Genomic DNA, 15118 nt, shown 5'->3' on the forward strand with positions numbered 1-15118 from the left:
GCAAGACCGGCGTGCACCGGGGTGTAGCGCAGCTTGGCAGCGCGCTTCGTTCGGGACGAAGAGGTCGTGGGTTCAAATCCCGCCACCCCGACCCAGGTAGAAGGCCGCTTCCGATTTTCGGAAGCGGCCTTTCTCGTTGCCCGGGTGCCTGGAGAGACATCCGGTCCTTTCTCTGGACGGCCTCGCCGCGACATGGATGTTGGTGAAACATGACCGAAAGTCCCATGCCCGCCGGCGAGCTGCTGGAGATCGCCGACGCCCTCCTCCCCGGCCACTCCCTCGACTCCGCCCGGGTCACCGAGGGCAATCTCCATCACGTCGTACTCCTCCCGGGAACCGCGGCCGTACGGGTGAGCAAGCGACCGTCGTCGGCGGAGGCGATGCCGCGCCGCATGGAGGTGTTGCGCGAGGTCGCCGGCGCCGGGCTGCCCTTCGCGGTGCCGGAGCCGCTCACACCCGTGACCCGGTTCGGTGAGCGCGCGGCGGTCGCCGTTTCGTGGATCGACGGGGAGGAGCAGCCCGAGGGGCAGGGCGACCCGGATCAGATCGGAAAGTTGCTACGCGCCGTGCGGGAGGTCCCCGTCACGCCGCGGCTGAGGCAACTGCTCAACGCCCCCAGGGAGCAGGGCTGGGCCGAGGTTCTGGCCCAGCAGGTGGTGCCGCGCCTGCCGGACAGGTGGCGGGATGAGTGCCGCAGGCGCCTGGAGGCGGCATCGGCCCTGGAAGCCGTACCGGATGCGCTGGTCCACGGCGACCTGGGCGGCGCCAACGTGCACTGGGGCCGGGACGGCCGGTTGGTCGGCGTCCTCGACTGGGACCAGGCTCATCTGTTCGACCCCGCCGTCGACGCGGCCCTGATGGCCTGGCATGGCTGGGACACGATCAGGCTGGCCGTGGACCCCGAGACCTACCGGCGCGCCCGCGCCTACGACGCCCCGTTCGGGGTCGGGCATCTCGTCGGGATCCTTGACGGCCGTCCGCTGGTGAACGTCGACGGGTACGTGCGCAGCATCGTCGCCTGGCTCGAGACGTCTACCTAACGGTCTGTGATTTTGCGGTCACCATAGGGTCTCTTGGTACGGTGAGTACGTACAAGTCGTCCAAGGAGAACTCAAGTGCCGGCCGGATCCGACCCCCGCGCGTTGTACGAACGCGTCGCGGACACCCTGCGCACGTCGATAGAGCGAGGCGAACTGGCGCCAGGAGACACGGTGCCGCCAGAGCAGGAATTGGCAGAGAGACATGGCGTGTCGCGTCAGACGGTGCGACAGGCGTTGCAGCAGCTCACCAACGAGGGGCTGCTCAGCAGCGGGCGCGGCCGCGGCCGTACCGTGCGCTCACAGGCGCGCCTGCGCTGGCACCTGTCCCACTTCGAGCACCGGGGAGGGCACAGTGCCGACGCGGACGCGTGGGCGACCGAGGTCCAGGACCAGGGCCGCGTCCCCCTGCAGGAGGTGAGCGTCGGCCTGGAGATCCCGCCGAAACCGGTGGCCGAACGCCTCAATCTCGACGCCGAGCGGGACATCGTGGTGGTCCGGCGCAGGGTGCGGTACGTGGACGACGTTCCCTTCCAGGTGGCCGACAGCTACTTCCCCGAAGACCTGGCCAGAGGGACGGCGCTGATGCGGCCGAAGAGCGTGAGCGCCCCCGGTGGCCTGCTCGCGTCCATCGGTCACCCTCAGCACCGGCTGGTGGACGAGATCCAGGTACGGATGCCCACCAAGGACGAGTCCGCCCGGCTGGGGCTGCCCGCTGGCACGCCGGTGGCCGAGCACATGCGTACCGGCTACGACGCCGAAGGCAGGCCGGTACGGGTGATGGTCACGGTCGCACCGGGAGACCGGCACACGCTCGTCTACGAACTCGATGCTTCATGACCGTGGCCGAGGCCGTGGACCTTTTCCACAGTGACCCCATGACGCAGCCGCTGACCTACCCGGGACACGCCCCTGCCACCTCCGGTGTGCTGGTGGACGACACGTACCTGCAGCTGCGCTTAGAGGAGGCCGCCCCGGCGGACGACTGGCAGGCCGGAGACGAGACGCTGGGCGAGCTCCTGGCGCGACTCGACCGTTCCCCGATGCCGGAGCGCCATCCGGTCGTCGCCGTGGGCTCCAATGCCTCGCCCGGTCAGATGCGCCGCAAGTTCGCCGGCCAGGGGATCCCGCCGGTCATCCCCATGACGCTCGCCGAGGTGGACGGCATCGCTCCGGGCTTCTCCGCGCACGTCAACCGGTGGGGTTACGTGCCGGCCGTGCCGGTGGAGGCCCCGGGCGAGACCTCGCGGCTCTTCGTGCTCTGGCTCGACGAACGCGAGCTGGCCGCGCTCGACCTCACCGAACCGAACTACTGGCGCCGCCGCCTGCCCGCCGAGCACCATCCCGTGACGCTCGAATCCGGAGCCCGGCTGCCGCACTGCTTCGTCTACGTCGGCCGGCACGGGTGCCTGGTGGATGAGACGGGTGCGGCCAGACGACTCGCGGATCAGCGGGCGCTCATCCAGTGCCTTCTGGACGAGTCCCCTGAGCTGCGTCGTCTGTGCGGGAGCACGGCCGAGGAGTTCGTCGCGTCCGTACGGGACGAGGCGCTCCGTGACACGATCTACCGGCTCTTCCCGGCGGAGCGACGCACGATGTCACAACCCGGCCTCGTAGATCTGCCGCCCCCGCAGTCCCTCATTCGCAGCTGTCATGCCGACGAGTGGCGGCGCGTGTAGACCAGGCCGACCCACTGGGCTTTCTCCGTGTAGCTCGCCGCCACACGCGTGATTTTGCCGTTCAGGTCGATTACCACTGCACCCTGCGAGCCTTCACTGTGGCTGCCCTCGTAGAACAAATGCTGATCGTCCCACCATCCGATCGTCAACTGCATCCCGGTGTACGTGACACGCTTGACCAGCTTGCCCGTCTTGAAGTCCCACAAACAGTAGTGCGATCCCGTGGTCGCGTAGCACAGCGTGAGAAGCTGTTTGCCCGAAGGCGAGAAAGCGTCCGAGCCCTGCATCCAGCCGATCTTGTGCAGCGTGCGAAGTGTACGTCCGTCCTGCCGATACACACGGACACCTACGTCCGACTCCCAGATGCCGACGGCCAAGTATTTTCCGTCCGGGGTCCATTGGAAGGACGAGGCCGGGTCGATGTTGCGTACGGCAACGGCTTTCGAGGTGCCGGTCACGGCGTCGATAATGACAAAGCCCGTCGTATTGATCCCGTTCTTTTGGATGCTGAGGACAAGTTTGCGACCATCGCGCGTCCACTCCGGGACGGTGGCCTTCAGCGGTTTCCGCACCGTGCGGATGCGCTTGGCTTTGCCCGCGCTGTCGAAGATCACTACCGAGTTGTACGCCCCAGGGGAGGAGTACGGAATAGCCGCGACCCTTCCGCCTTTCGGTGCTGGTTCGAGCTGGCTGTACCCCTTCTTTTCCACAAACGAGATCCCGTCGGGCGAACGGAGGTAGGCGGCGCTTCGGGATTCTGACACCGCCTTGCTGAAGGCGGTCACACGCCACGGATCACCGTCCTGTTCATGCAATATGACGTCCGCTTCGGGAACATCCACGTCGGAGTCAATGAACTGCTGGGCAGACGCGGGAGTGGCAGCGACCGTGGTCAGAAGCAGGCTCACGATCAGTACGCCGCGTAACAGTGGGGAGTGGATCACCATGGCAGCATAGGAAACGATCGTGGACCGTGACGATGCCTGAGTCGTGGCCCAGATCGCGAGCCACGTAAGCAGGGGGTTGCCACCAGGGTCGTCAGGTTCCAAGGACCGACGTAACTCCAGCTGAGGTGCACAGGCCGGTCTTCAGTGCTGGTGTCGCGGATTCTTGGGTCGTCGCGTCTCATCGGTTTCGGTCTGATCAGCCATAAGCAGATTTATTGGCTGCTGGCGGGCTATGCCCCCTACTGTGTCGCCGTGAAAACGACGCTGATCACAGGTGGCGCGAGTGGCATCGGGTTCGCGCTCGCCAAGCGGCTGGTCGCCGACGGGCAGGCGGTTGCCGTCACCGGCCGCGACGAGGCCAGGCTCGCCCAGGTGCCCGGCGTGTTACGCCTGCCCGGGGATGCCACCGACTATGACGCCGTACAGGAGGCCGTGGCGGCGACCGTCAAGGAGTACGGCAGGCTCGACCACGTCGTCGCCAACGCCGGCTTCTCCACCCACGGCCCGCTCACCGAGACCGACCCGGACCGGCTGCGTGACATGGTCCTCACCAACGTGCTCGGTCCCGCCCTGCTCGTGAAGGCCGCGTTGCCCGCGCTGCGCGAGACCCGCGGCCGGATCGTGCTGGTCGGCAGCGTCGCGGGGTTCATCCACTCGCCGGGCAACATGTACTCGGTGACGAAGTGGGCGGTGACCGCGCTCGCCGAGAACACCCGCATGCTCGTGACCGGCGATGGCGTCGGCGTGACGCTGATCGCGCCCGGCCGGGTGGACACCTCGTTCTGGCCGGACGGTCGTCCTGCCGGGCCGATGCTCAGCGCGGAGAACATCGCCGACGCCATCGCCTGGGCGCTGGCCCAGCCCGAAGGCGTGGACGTGAACACGGTCGTCGTGCGCCCCACCGGCCAGCCCACCTGATGCCCGCCCTCTACTCCGGCGGCAGCGTCGCCATGACGCCGCTGGTCCCGCAGTCGCACGCGCCGGTGGTCGAGGGCTCTCGCGGGTGTCATAGGTCGGATTGGTCGTCGCCGAACGACAGGTGCTCGGTGACGATGCCAAAGACGTACAGCAGAGAGCGCAGGGCGTCATCGGCGAAGACGCGTTGAGTGGAGATGACCCTTTGGATCCGCTCCGGTGACACGATGTCGCCGGTAGCGGCCTTGATCCAGACAGCTATTTGCCGGTGAAGGTCAGCGTTCTGGGCACAGGCCACTTCGGGCAGCGGAGCATCGTACGCCTCGGCGCAGTGCTCATTGAGATACAGCTCCCAGCGAGTCTCGCCGTCGGCCGCCCCCATCACGTACGCAAGGTCACTGTCCAGAACAAAGGCCAACAGGGCGTGCCCGCTCGTCTGCGCCAGTACGACTTCAGGATCCTCGACCGCCGAAATCTCCGTCTCGGCGACCGACCATCCCGGGGCGGCCACTTCCTCCCAGGCATCCGGGCCCCAGGAATCACCGGCGGGAAGGATATTCACTGCGTCGTTCGAGGCCTGACATGCGAGGTAAGCGGCCCAGGTGCCCACGGAATCCTCCGACGTCGGGTGTGCATAGGTTGGCGACCCTACCGAGCCGTTTTGACCGGACAAGTGATGTACGTCCTTCTGACCCGCCGCACCTGGTCGAGGAGAACTAGGGAGCGTCGACTCGCCAGGCGAGCACGCGGCCGTAGTGGGACAGGCCGTACACGTGCAGGCTCCCGCGGATGGTCGTCGCGGCGACCGAGCGGACCGGGCGGGCGAACGCGCCCAGGATGGCGAGGCGGCGCTGGGAGGCGGCGTCCCAGAGGGTGACCGTGCCGTCCTCGGTCCCGGTCACCAGCAGGACCCGGTCCCCGTGCTCGGCCAGGCTCAGGCAGGTGACGGTCGAGGTGTGCGATATCCACTCGCGACGTTCCCAGGCGGTGGTGTCCCACAGGTGCACGTACCTGCCGCTGGCGACGGCGAGCACGTCTCGATCGGCGATCCGGCCCATGGCCAGGCCCTCCCCGGTGTCGTCCACGTCGAGCACCTGGAGGTGGCGGCCGGTCAGCGGGTCCCAGAGGTCCACCTCGTTGTCGCGCCGGGTGGCCAGCACCGGCTGGTCCCCGGCCCTGCCGAAGGCGCTCTCGCTCAACGTGAACCCCCACCTGGGCAGCCTGGCCACGCACTCCTGCGTGACCGGGTCCCACACCTCGGCCCCGGCTGCGAGCAGCATACGGCCGTCGACCTCGCCGAAGGCGAGAGCGGTGGGTGAGGCGTGGCCGCTGGTGCCGAAGGTGACCTGGCCGCCCGTGGCGTCGTCCTTCCGCGCGACCCCGCGGATCTTGCTCAGCGGCTGCCACAGCATGGTGCCGTACGCGGCGCAGCCGCTGCTCGCGAGGTACGGCCGACCGGCCGCGTTCCCGGCCGCGAGCCCTCGGCAGCAGTGGTCGTACGGCGAGAGGTCGCAGTCGTGGCCGCGGCCGCTCTGGCGGCAGCCCACCGAGCCGATCTTCTCTCCGCTCGCCGCGTCCACGACAAGCACGGTGTCACTGTGCGTGCCGACGGCCAGGGCGGGCGCGCCCTGCGCCGTGGTGAACAGCGCCAGCCCCGACCCGCCGTAGCCGATCCGCCGGTGCCGGTGCGGCGTCTGCGCGTCCCAGAGCTGCACCGTCCCGTCGAGCCCGGCCGTGGCCAGGCAGAGGCCGCCCTCCAGGCTCCCGAACGCGGCGGCCGTGACCAGGCGGGTGTCCGCGTCCAGATGGACGTCCGTCCCGTCGCCCACGTACGTGATCACGGCCTTCGCGGGCCGTTCCCACGCCCGGCCGGTGTCGGTGTGGTTCGCCACGAGCATCACGTTCTGCCTGGCGTGGGTCGTCATGGCCACCGGACCCTGGTCGCGGTCGAACCCCCGGCCGCGGGCCCGGTCGCCGAGGTTCTCCAGTTTCAGGTAGACCGACTCGCGGCTCTGCACCGTGTAGTCCGGCGGGTGTTCGATCCGGACCACCACGCCGATCTCGGGCCGCCCGTTCCACATGCCCACGAGCAGGGGCGGTGCGAACCCGTCGTTCTCCAGGTCCGGCCAGACATCGTTCAGTCCGGCGGTGCCCAGCCGCTCGCCGGTGGCCGGGTCCCATACGTACAGCGCGTCGTAGCCCAGAGAGGCCAGCACCGTGCGGTCGGCCAGCTTCGCCACCGCGAGGTCGAGCACCGTTTCGTCCCATTCCGCGCGCAGCTCGCGTACGAGCTCGCCGGTGACCGGGTCCAGCAGGTCGACGCGCCCGTCGTGGTCGGCGACCAGGATCTCGTCATCGTCGTACCCGATCGCCACGGCGAGCAGCACCCGCCCGCCCTCGGCCGCGACGAAGGCCAGGGCCGACGGGTGGCCCGCGGTCGTCTCGCGGGCGAACCCGCGCGCTCCGGTGAGCGGGTCCCACGTACGGACGGTGCCGTCGTGATCGCCGCCGGCCAGCACCGGGCGGCCGTTCACCACGCCGAACGCCAAGGCGCGGACGCTCGCCGTAAGGCCCTCCAGGTCCGGCCCCGACTGGTCGAACGCGTCGCGCAGCCGCACCACGTGGTCGTCGCCGCCACTGGCCACGAACGTACGACCCCCGAACTCGCCCACCGCCACCGCCCGGACCGGGCCGTCATGCCGGGCCGGGCACACGTGGAAGGCCGTGGGCCGCTCGCCGGTCTCCCACGCCAGGGCCCAGGTCCCCGGCCCTGCCGCGTCCAATGCCGCCAGGGCCTCCGGCTCCTCGGCCGCGGCGGTCGCGCGCAGGAACTCGAGCCGTTCGGGGCCGGGGAGAGCGAGGAGGCGCGGGAGCGCCCGGCGGCAAGCGCGGAGGACGGCCGGTGGCCATGGGCCGCGGAGGAGCTCCGGACCGGCGTCGTTCAATGAGGAAAGATCGAGCGGCATCGTCGCTGCTCCTCTCCTTGCGTTCGATCAGAACCTAGTGATCGTGATCACGGAGGCACGGCGCGCTTCGCCAAATCGTGATCCGCCCGCCCCGGGGCCGGCCGGGCACTTCACTACTGTGTCGATCTTCTTGGATTTCTCTGGAGGGTGGATGAGGCGTCAGTCAGCGAGGTGGGCGGCGGTCGTCGTGGCGTTGGGCGTGGCCGCGTCCGGGTGTGGAACGCGACCGGCCGACACCGGTGTCCGGATCGCCGCGTCCGAGACGCCCTCACCGGAGGTGTCCGAGTCGGCGTCGCTGCTCGTGAAGGTCTTCGAGGAGGGGCAGCAGGACGATGTGCCCAATCCCGGGTCGGGTGCGGGTGACCCGCGGCTGGCCGCGGCCCTGCTCCCTGGCTTCCGGGACGTACGGCAGCGGTCGTACCAGCCGGGTGCCGTCGTCGCGTTGCCTGTCGCCGACCTGCGGTCCACCTTCATCCCGGAGCGGCAGATCAGCAGCCCTCTCGAAGGGCCGGAGGAGTGCACCAAGTGGACGGCCGGGATGTGGTTGGAGGTGCTGAGCCGGTACAACGCCCCCGGCGCGCAGCTGGCCGTCGCCATGATGGAGCCGGCCACCCCCGTCGGCTCGCGGCGGCCGATGGGGGCGGTCTTCAGTGAGGCGATCATCACCGGGCCTGCAGCCATGCTGGACCGGCTCGGTGATCCGGAGCTGCCCGCGCGATGCGGTCGCCTCCCCGTCGCGGGCGACGGGTTCGGGGAGATCCAGCCGCTGACCGTTCCGCACCTGGGCGAGCGGTCCTGGGCCTATCGCATCACCGGCACCGGGAAGGTCCCCGTCTGGCACTGGGTGGAGGTGGTCCAGACCTCGCATTACGTGCTGGAGATCCGGATTCCGAATCAGGACCCGCGCCCTCGTACCGACCCTGCCGAGTTGCTTCCGCTGATCGCTCAGGAGGCCTATGCGAAGGCGGCCAGGTTATTCTAAGATTCCTTAGAACATAAGAAGGAGTGGTCATGTCTTACCCCGAGCCCCGATACCTGGCAGAGGCCGGCGAGCACAGTGGCGTCCTGCGCACGGCGGACACCCCGCCCGACCTGTCGATGGCCAGTGGCACGCAGGTGCACTACCTCGGCACGGGCGGCTCGACGAACGGCGCGTTCGGCCTGTACCGATGGGAGATGGGCCCGCGCCCGTCCGGTCCCGGCGCGCACTTCCACCGCACGATGACTGAGTCGTTCTACGTGTTGTCCGGCACCATCAGGCTCTTCAACGGGGAGAAGTGGGCCGAGGGGAAGCCCGGCGACTTCCTGTACGTGCCCGAGGGCGGCGTGCACGCCTTCCGCAACGAGTCGGGCGAGCCGGCCTCCATGTTGATCCTCTTCACCCCGGGCGCGCCCCGCGAGGCGTACTTCGAGGAGCTCGCCGACATCTCCAACACCGGCCGCGAGCTCGGCCCCGAGGAGTGGACCGAGCTGTACCTGCGCCACGACCAGTACATGGTCTGATGTCCGAGTCCCCGGAGGAGCCGATCTACCAGCAGCTGGCCCGCATCGGCAAGGCCCTGGCCAGCCCGGTGCGGCTGCGCCTGCTGGACGTGCTCGGCCAGCGCGAGCACACGGTCGAGGAGCTGGCCCAGGCGGCGGGGGTGGCGCTCAAGAACACCTCCGCCCAGCTCCAGCAGCTGCGCGCCGTCCATCTGGTGACCAGCAGGAAGGACGGCCAGCGGGTCTACTACCGGCTGGCGGACGAGCGGGTGTCGCGGTTCCTGGCGGAGTTGCGGGGGTTCGCGGAGGAGCGGCTGGCCGAGCTGCGTGACGCCGTACGGACTCGGCTCGGGCCCCTTGAGGGGGTGACCGCCGACGAGCTGGCCTCCCGCCTGGCCGACCCCGGCACGCTGGTCGTGGACGTGCGCACGGCCGCCGACTACGCGGCCGGGCACGTGCCGGGGGCGATCTCCCTGCCCATGGCCGAGCTGCGCGAACGCCTGGACGAGCTGCCCAGGGAGAGGGAGATCGTGGCGTACTGCGGCGGGCCGTACTGCGCGGTGTCCTCGGAGGCCGTACGCGTCCTGAGCGAGCACGGCTACGCGGCCCGCGCCCTCGACGGCGGCTACCCCGGCTGGCAATGGCGGTGAGGCCTGGTGAGCGTGCGGTGAGCACGCGGTGAGGCGGTGCCGCCAGGGTTGACCCATCGCCGGATCCGCACCGAGGACCGGCCGCTGACAAGGAGCAGAAGATGGGCGTTCTGGCGGGCAAGACGGCGCTGGTCACGGGCGGGTCGCGGGGCATCGGGCGGGCGGTGGCGCTGCGGCTGGCCGCTGAGGGCGCTCTGATCGCCGTCCACTACGGCGGGAACGACGTGGCGGCCAAGGAGACCGTGGCGCGGATCGAGGGGGCGGGCGGCCAGGCGTTCACCGTCCGCGCCCGGTTCGGCGAGGCGGGCGCGGTGGACGAGCTGTTCGAGGGGCTGACCGCCGGGCTCGCGGGACGAGGGCTGGACGTCCTGGTCAACAACGCGGGTATCGGCCCCGCCAAGCCGATCTCGCAGACCACCCCGGAGGAGCTGGACCGGGTCCTGGCGATCAACGTCAGCGCGCCGTTCTTCGTGATCCAGCGCGCGCTGCCGCTGCTGAACGACGGCGGCCGCATCATCAACATGGGCTCGACGGCCAGCCGCTTCGCGGTCACCATGCAGATCGGCTACACCATCAGCAAGGCGGCGCTCGCGTCGATGGCCCCGACCCTGGCCAACGAGCTCGGCAGGCGCGGGATCACGGTGAACACGGTCGCGCCCGGCGCGGTGCGGACCGACATGACCGCGGGCTACACCTCGATCCCCGAGGTGGTGGCCGGGCTGGAGTCGATCACGGCGCTCGGGCGGCTCGGCGAGCCGGAGGACGTCGCCGACGTCGTCGGCTTCCTGGCGGGGCCGCAGGGCCGGTGGGTGACCGGCCAGACCATCGACGTGTCCGGCGGCACGTACCTCGGCCCTCTCACCTGACCTGGCGTTTCACCGCCGGGAGCGGCTGGAGCGGCCCCGCCCGCCTGCACGCGCGCCGCTTCGCCCAGCTCCACCCCGGCGAGGTGGCCGGGCTGGTCGCCCTGGACATCCTTTACGAGGAGTGGGACGCCTACATGCCCGCAGGCGCAGGCGCTCGACGAGACCGTCACCGAGATCCCGGCCGAGCTGGTCGAAGGCGCGCGGGCCCTGCTCAACGGCATGTTCGCGACCTAGCCTGCGGACATCCACGAGGCCCTCGTCGCCCGGCACCTGGACTTCGACAGGGTCTGAACCGTCACTGCGCCTCGTGCGGCAGCTCCTCGGGACGCCCGTGTAATCGCCCGAGGATCACGGGGGCGCGACGGACGTCCGCCCGCATCAGGCGGTGCCGGCGGCGGGCACCGCACACGTACCCCCAGGCGCAGCCCACGAGCGCCACGGCGGTGAACGCGGCCAGCCGGAGCAGATCGTCGGTTCCGAAGGCCAATTGGCCCTGGGGGTGCGCCAGAAAGCCCGTTGCGAAACACCACGACATCGCGCCCGTCGCCAGCGCGGCGAAATAACGCCGCACCCAGGCGCCGAACACGCCGACCGCCACCGCCATCACGATGATGCGTGCCGTGACCTCGGAGAAAGCCAGCGCGGCGACGACGCAAGCGCCGATCGCCCACACGAACCCGGCCGGAAGCAGCATCTCCACAGGACGCCCGCGCATCGACCATCCTTTCTGTGGGAGCAATTTCATAAAACCCGCCCGGGCCCGCGGGGGCGATATCTTCTACGGCATTACTTCGCACACGCCACGGCCGTTGACGCGTTATTCACGCGGTGCGGGCTCGTGGTGGTCTCGGCGGCCGCCGTCGGCTTCGTCACCGTCCTGCTGACCCCGCTGCCGCTCACGCCGGGGTTCGTGCCGGCGAGCGCCGCTCGACTTCGCGCTGCTCGCGATCGCGGGCGCGGCGATCGGGGCGGTGGTAGCGGCGGGGGTGACGTTCGTCCGGCGGCTGCGCTCGTCGTGGCAGGTGCCCGCCGTGGTGTCCTGGGCGGGGGCGCGCGGCGTGGTCCCGCTGTCCATCCCACTCGCCGACGCGGCGGGCGGCCGCTGCCCTATCGCGACCTGCTCATGGTGGTGGCCACGGGCGTCATCGTGATCTCCCTGCTGGTGCAGGGGTTCACGCTCGCGCCGCTGGTGCGCCTTTCGGGGCTGGCGGTCTCACCGCACGACTCGCGCGCCGAGTACGTACGCGGGCGCCGCAAGCTGGACGAGCCGGCGGACCTGGAGGCCTCCTCCCCCACCGTGCTCGAACGCGTGCGCCACTCAGCTGGAGCGACTGAGGCCGCCCCACGATCAGCCCACGTGGACGCGCGGCCGCAGCTCCGGGTCCGACTCGGCCTGGCGCAGCACCTCCCTGGTCACCGGCGGCACGTCACCGCCGCCGAAGACCAGGTACCGCAGCATCGCCACGGCCGGATTGCCCTCGGTCCAGTGGAAGTAGATGTGCGGCACGGAGCCGGTCCGGTCGCGCAGATGCAGCAGCAGCGCGGCCAGCGCGTTCGGCACCGCGGAGGTCTCGACCGAAAGGATCTTGTGGCCGTACCGCTCCTCGCCCTTGACGTGCAGCTCCGACTCGAACTCCGAGGCGTCCGGCACCGTCGCCTCCACGAACAGGACGGGCTCCGCGGGACGCAGCCGGTGGGTGACCCAGGCCTCGCGCAACTTGTCGTTGTACTCGGCCTGGTCCCGCTGGTGCGGCTCGTTGGCGATCACGTGGATCTCGCCGCACGCCGCCTCGTTGACGAACTGCTCGGCCAGCCGGTCCAGGTGCACCGCCGTGACCCGCAGCTCGGTGGAGCGGGTGGCGCGGGAGATCAGCGAGAGGCCGACGATGCTCGCGATGAAGAACGAGGCGATCTTGACGCCGTCCGGCCGCTCGAAGACGTTGTCGATCAGGGTGTAGGCCAGGACGAACGAGATGAGCGCGAACCCGGCCATGGCCTTGTGCTGCCCCTGCTTCCCGGCCGACAGCGTCACCGCGACCGCGGCCGAGAGCATGAGCACCAGCACGCCGGTGGCGTACGCGCCGCCCTGGGCGTCCACGTCGGCGTCGAAGATGATCGTGATGGCGAACGCGATGACCGAGAACACCAGCACCAGCGGCCGGATCGCGCCCGTCCACTCCGGCGCCATGCCGTACCGGGGCAGGTAGCGCGGCACCAGGTTGATCAGCCCGGCCATCGCCGAGGCCCCGGCGAACCACAGGATCGCGATTGTGGAGATGTCGTACACGGTGCCGAACCAGTCGCCCAGATATTCGTGCGCCAGGTAGGCCAGCGCCCGGCCGTTCGCCTTGCCGCCGGCCTCGAACTCCTGGTGCGGGATGAGCACGGTGGTGACGAAGCTGGAGAAGATCAGGAAGACGCTCATGATCAGCGCGGCGGTGGTGAGCATCCGCCTGGTGCCCTTGATCCGCTCCTGGATCTCGCCCTTGACCACCGGCATCACCGCGACACCGGTCTCGAACCCGGACAGGCCCAGCGCCAGCTTCGGCATGACCACGAGAGACAGGCCGATCATGGCCAGCGGGCTGGAGAAGTCCAGGCTCAGCGCGCGTTTCCAGTCGACGACCACCTGAGGGGCCTCCAGCACGTGCACGACGGCCGTCGCGACCACGACCGCGTTCAGTGCCAGGTAGACGAAGACGAGCACCACGGCGATGCCGATCGCCTCGGTGAAGCCCATCAGGAACACGCCGCCGAGCAGGGCCAGCAGCACGAGCGTCACGATGACCCGCTGTCCGGCCAGGAAGTCCGGCACGAACGGGTTCTCCAGGATGTGGGCGGTCGCGTCCGCCGCCGACAGCGTCATCGTGATCACGAAGTCGGTGGCCGCGAAGCCGAGCAGGACCAGCACGAACAGCTTGCCCCACCACTGCGGCGCCAGCTTCTCCAGCATCGCGATCGAGCCCTGCCCGTACGGGCTCTCGACCGCGACCCGGCGGTAGACCGGCAGCGCGCCCAGCAACGTGAGCGCCACCAGGAACAACGTGGCCAGCGGCGAGAGCAGCCCGGCCGCCAGCGCCGCGATGCCCGGCTGGTAACCGAGCGTGGAGAAGTAGTCCACACCCGTCAGGCACATCACCCGCCACCACGTGTGCTTCACATGGGGGCCGTGCTCGATCTGCTTCCGGTCGGTCTGCAAACCCTCCAGCAACCAGGACCGCAGCGTCCCTTCCGTGGGGGCCGGCTTTTTCGCCAGCACCATAACGGTCACCCCTCCGAAATGGCCGCATAAATACGCATCGCACACTATCCAGGCCAAAGAGGTGATTAGCCTGGTCAGGGCGTCAAGAAAACGTATAAATCGGAGACTGACCAGTACAGTCTCGGCACTATCGGCCCGGCCGTAACAAGATGCCCGGTTCGTGACGAGGTCATGCCCGGCCGGTGATCACGTCTCTGGTTGGGCAGGCCGCTGACCAGCAGAGTTGCACTCAGTCGATGTGAAGGAGTCGTCATGGGTGCCCTGCTCCAGCGCCGGGACTTTCGCAAGGCCACGTCCGCGTGGCATGGACCGCTCAGCTACTGCGCGGCGGCGCTGGCGGTGCTGGCCGTCGGCTGCGCGATCGGGCTCGCGGTGGACGGGCGGACGCTGATGGGCCAGGGGGTGTGGCTCAAGCCGATCAAGTTCGCGATCTCCCTCGGGCTCTACGCGCTCACGCTGGCCTGGATGATCGGCCAGGCCCGGCGGTGGCGGCGGACGTTGTGGTGGCTGGGCACGGTGACCGTGGGCGGCTTCCTCCTCCCGGAGATCACGGCCATCACCTTCCAGGCGGCACGGGGGGTGCGCAGCCACTTCAACTTCGCCACCGGGCTGGACGAGACGGTGTTCATGATCATGGGTGGCGCCGCGTACCTGGGCTGGCTGCTGACCTTCGCGATGGGGATCCTCCTGATGGCGCAGCGCCGCCTGGACCGGGCGATGGCGTGGGCGATCCCGCTCGGGCTGGCCATCTCGCTCGCGGGCATGTCCGTCGGCTACCTGATGACCGCTCCCACCCCCGGCCAGGCGGAGGGGCTGGCCAGAGGGCTGAGCCTGACCACGATCGGCGCGCACAGCGTCGGCGCGCCCGACGGCGGCGCCGGCATGGCGGTCACCGGGTGGGAGACCGGCGCGGGCGACCTGCGGGTGGCGCACTTCGTCGGCCTGCACGCCCTGCAGGTGCTCCCGCTGGTCGCGATCGGCCTGCGCCTGCTCGCCCGGCGCTTCCCGATCCTCGCGGGCGCGGGCGTCCGTACCGCGCTGGTGGTCGTCGCCGCGCTCGGGTACGCGGGGCTCACGGGGCTGGTGCTGTGGCAGGCGCAGCGCGGGCAGGCCCTCGTCCACCCCGACGCGTCGACGCTCGGCGCCGCCGCCGCTCTCGCCGGGCTGGTCTCGGTCTGCGCGGCCGTAGTCCTGGCCGTCTCCGCCCGCCGGCCCAGGGCGTCGGCCGGGCGGCGCGTCCCCGCCGCCGCCGTCGGGACCTCCGCCTGATCCCCGGCACCCGGCGTCTCCTAGGCTGCTCGGGTGCACAAGCGG

General features: G+C 70.0%; 15 protein-coding genes and 1 tRNA gene. 10 read left to right on the forward strand and 6 right to left on the reverse strand.

Going from position 1 to position 15118, the window contains the following annotated elements; genetic code table 11:
* Positions 1–17: 17 nt before the first annotated feature.
* The 4 genes from AB0L65_RS34245 to AB0L65_RS34260 all read left to right on the forward strand — a co-directional run bounded on the left by AB0L65_RS34245 (position 18) and on the right by AB0L65_RS34260 (position 2716).
* Positions 18–91: transfer RNA gene (locus AB0L65_RS34245), tRNA-Pro, on the forward strand.
* A gap of 118 nt (positions 92–209) precedes the next feature.
* The gene (locus AB0L65_RS34250) at positions 210–1040 is read left to right on the forward strand and encodes a phosphotransferase (RefSeq protein ID WP_364253813.1); all 831 of its coding nucleotides are present in this window, start codon (positions 210–212) and stop codon (positions 1038–1040) included.
* Between the two features lie 75 nt (positions 1041–1115).
* A complete protein-coding gene (locus AB0L65_RS34255; RefSeq protein ID WP_364253815.1) occupies positions 1116–1877 on the forward strand; it encodes a GntR family transcriptional regulator in 762 nt (253 codons plus the stop codon).
* Between the two features lie 38 nt (positions 1878–1915).
* A complete protein-coding gene (locus AB0L65_RS34260; protein WP_364253818.1) occupies positions 1916–2716 on the forward strand; it encodes a hypothetical protein in 801 nt (266 codons plus the stop codon).
* Here AB0L65_RS34260 and AB0L65_RS34265 read toward each other — a convergent pair.
* Entirely contained in the window at positions 2689–3663 is a 975-nt protein-coding gene (locus tag AB0L65_RS34265) for a WD40 repeat domain-containing protein (protein WP_364253821.1), read from the reverse strand. The two genes, AB0L65_RS34260 and AB0L65_RS34265, sit on opposite strands and share 28 nt — an antisense overlap.
* A 252-nt stretch (positions 3664–3915) precedes the next feature.
* Here AB0L65_RS34265 and AB0L65_RS34270 point away from each other — a divergent pair, with 252 nt between their 5' ends.
* The gene (locus AB0L65_RS34270; protein WP_364253824.1) at positions 3916–4581 is read left to right on the forward strand and encodes an SDR family oxidoreductase; all 666 of its coding nucleotides are present in this window, start codon (positions 3916–3918) and stop codon (positions 4579–4581) included.
* A gap of 88 nt (positions 4582–4669) precedes the next feature.
* Here AB0L65_RS34270 and AB0L65_RS34275 read toward each other — a convergent pair whose 3' ends face one another.
* Both AB0L65_RS34275 and AB0L65_RS34280 read right to left on the reverse strand, forming a co-directional pair.
* Complete coding sequence (locus tag AB0L65_RS34275; RefSeq protein ID WP_364253827.1) at positions 4670–5188, reverse strand: hypothetical protein; 519 nt, start codon at positions 5186–5188, stop codon at positions 4670–4672.
* 106 nt (positions 5189–5294) lie between these two features.
* Positions 5295–7544, reverse strand: coding sequence for a hypothetical protein (locus AB0L65_RS34280; RefSeq protein WP_364253830.1), 2250 nt, complete (start codon positions 7542–7544; stop codon positions 5295–5297).
* A gap of 151 nt (positions 7545–7695) precedes the next feature.
* On the opposite strand from AB0L65_RS34280, the gene AB0L65_RS34285 reads away from it, so the two are divergent.
* From AB0L65_RS34285 to AB0L65_RS34300, 4 genes are all read left to right on the forward strand, one after another.
* Complete coding sequence (locus AB0L65_RS34285; RefSeq protein ID WP_364253833.1) at positions 7696–8526, forward strand: hypothetical protein; 831 nt, start codon at positions 7696–7698, stop codon at positions 8524–8526.
* A gap of 29 nt (positions 8527–8555) precedes the next feature.
* The gene (locus AB0L65_RS34290; RefSeq protein WP_364253836.1) at positions 8556–9047 is read left to right on the forward strand and encodes a cupin domain-containing protein; all 492 of its coding nucleotides are present in this window, start codon (positions 8556–8558) and stop codon (positions 9045–9047) included.
* A complete protein-coding gene (locus AB0L65_RS34295; RefSeq protein ID WP_364253839.1) occupies positions 9047–9676 on the forward strand; it encodes a metalloregulator ArsR/SmtB family transcription factor in 630 nt (209 codons plus the stop codon). Before AB0L65_RS34290 ends, AB0L65_RS34295 begins: the two co-directional genes overlap by 1 nt.
* Positions 9677–9777: 101 nt before the next feature.
* Positions 9778–10542: an SDR family oxidoreductase gene (locus AB0L65_RS34300; RefSeq protein WP_364253842.1), complete on the forward strand. Its 765-nt coding sequence runs from the start codon at positions 9778–9780 to the stop codon at positions 10540–10542.
* A gap of 295 nt (positions 10543–10837) precedes the next feature.
* On the opposite strand, the gene AB0L65_RS34305 is transcribed toward AB0L65_RS34300, so the two are convergent.
* From AB0L65_RS34305 to AB0L65_RS34315, 3 genes are all read right to left on the reverse strand, one after another.
* Positions 10838–11257: a hypothetical protein gene (locus tag AB0L65_RS34305; protein WP_364253845.1), complete on the reverse strand. Its 420-nt coding sequence runs from the start codon at positions 11255–11257 to the stop codon at positions 10838–10840.
* Positions 11258–11359: 102 nt separating this feature from the next.
* Positions 11360–11617: a hypothetical protein gene (locus tag AB0L65_RS34310; RefSeq protein ID WP_364253847.1), complete on the reverse strand. Its 258-nt coding sequence runs from the start codon at positions 11615–11617 to the stop codon at positions 11360–11362.
* Positions 11618–11890: 273 nt separating this feature from the next.
* Complete coding sequence (locus AB0L65_RS34315) at positions 11891–13804, reverse strand: amino acid transporter (protein ID WP_364253849.1); 1914 nt, start codon at positions 13802–13804, stop codon at positions 11891–11893.
* Positions 13805–14056: 252 nt separating this feature from the next.
* Between AB0L65_RS34315 and AB0L65_RS34320 the strand changes: the two genes are divergently transcribed.
* Positions 14057–15073, forward strand: a complete 1017-nt coding sequence (locus AB0L65_RS34320; protein ID WP_364253852.1) for a hypothetical protein — start codon at positions 14057–14059, stop codon at positions 15071–15073.
* Positions 15074–15118: the final 45 nt, after the last annotated feature.

The sequence above is a fragment of the Nonomuraea sp. NPDC052116 genome (assembly GCF_040680035.1).
GTDB lineage: Bacteria > Actinomycetota > Actinomycetes > Streptosporangiales > Streptosporangiaceae > Nonomuraea > Nonomuraea angiospora_A.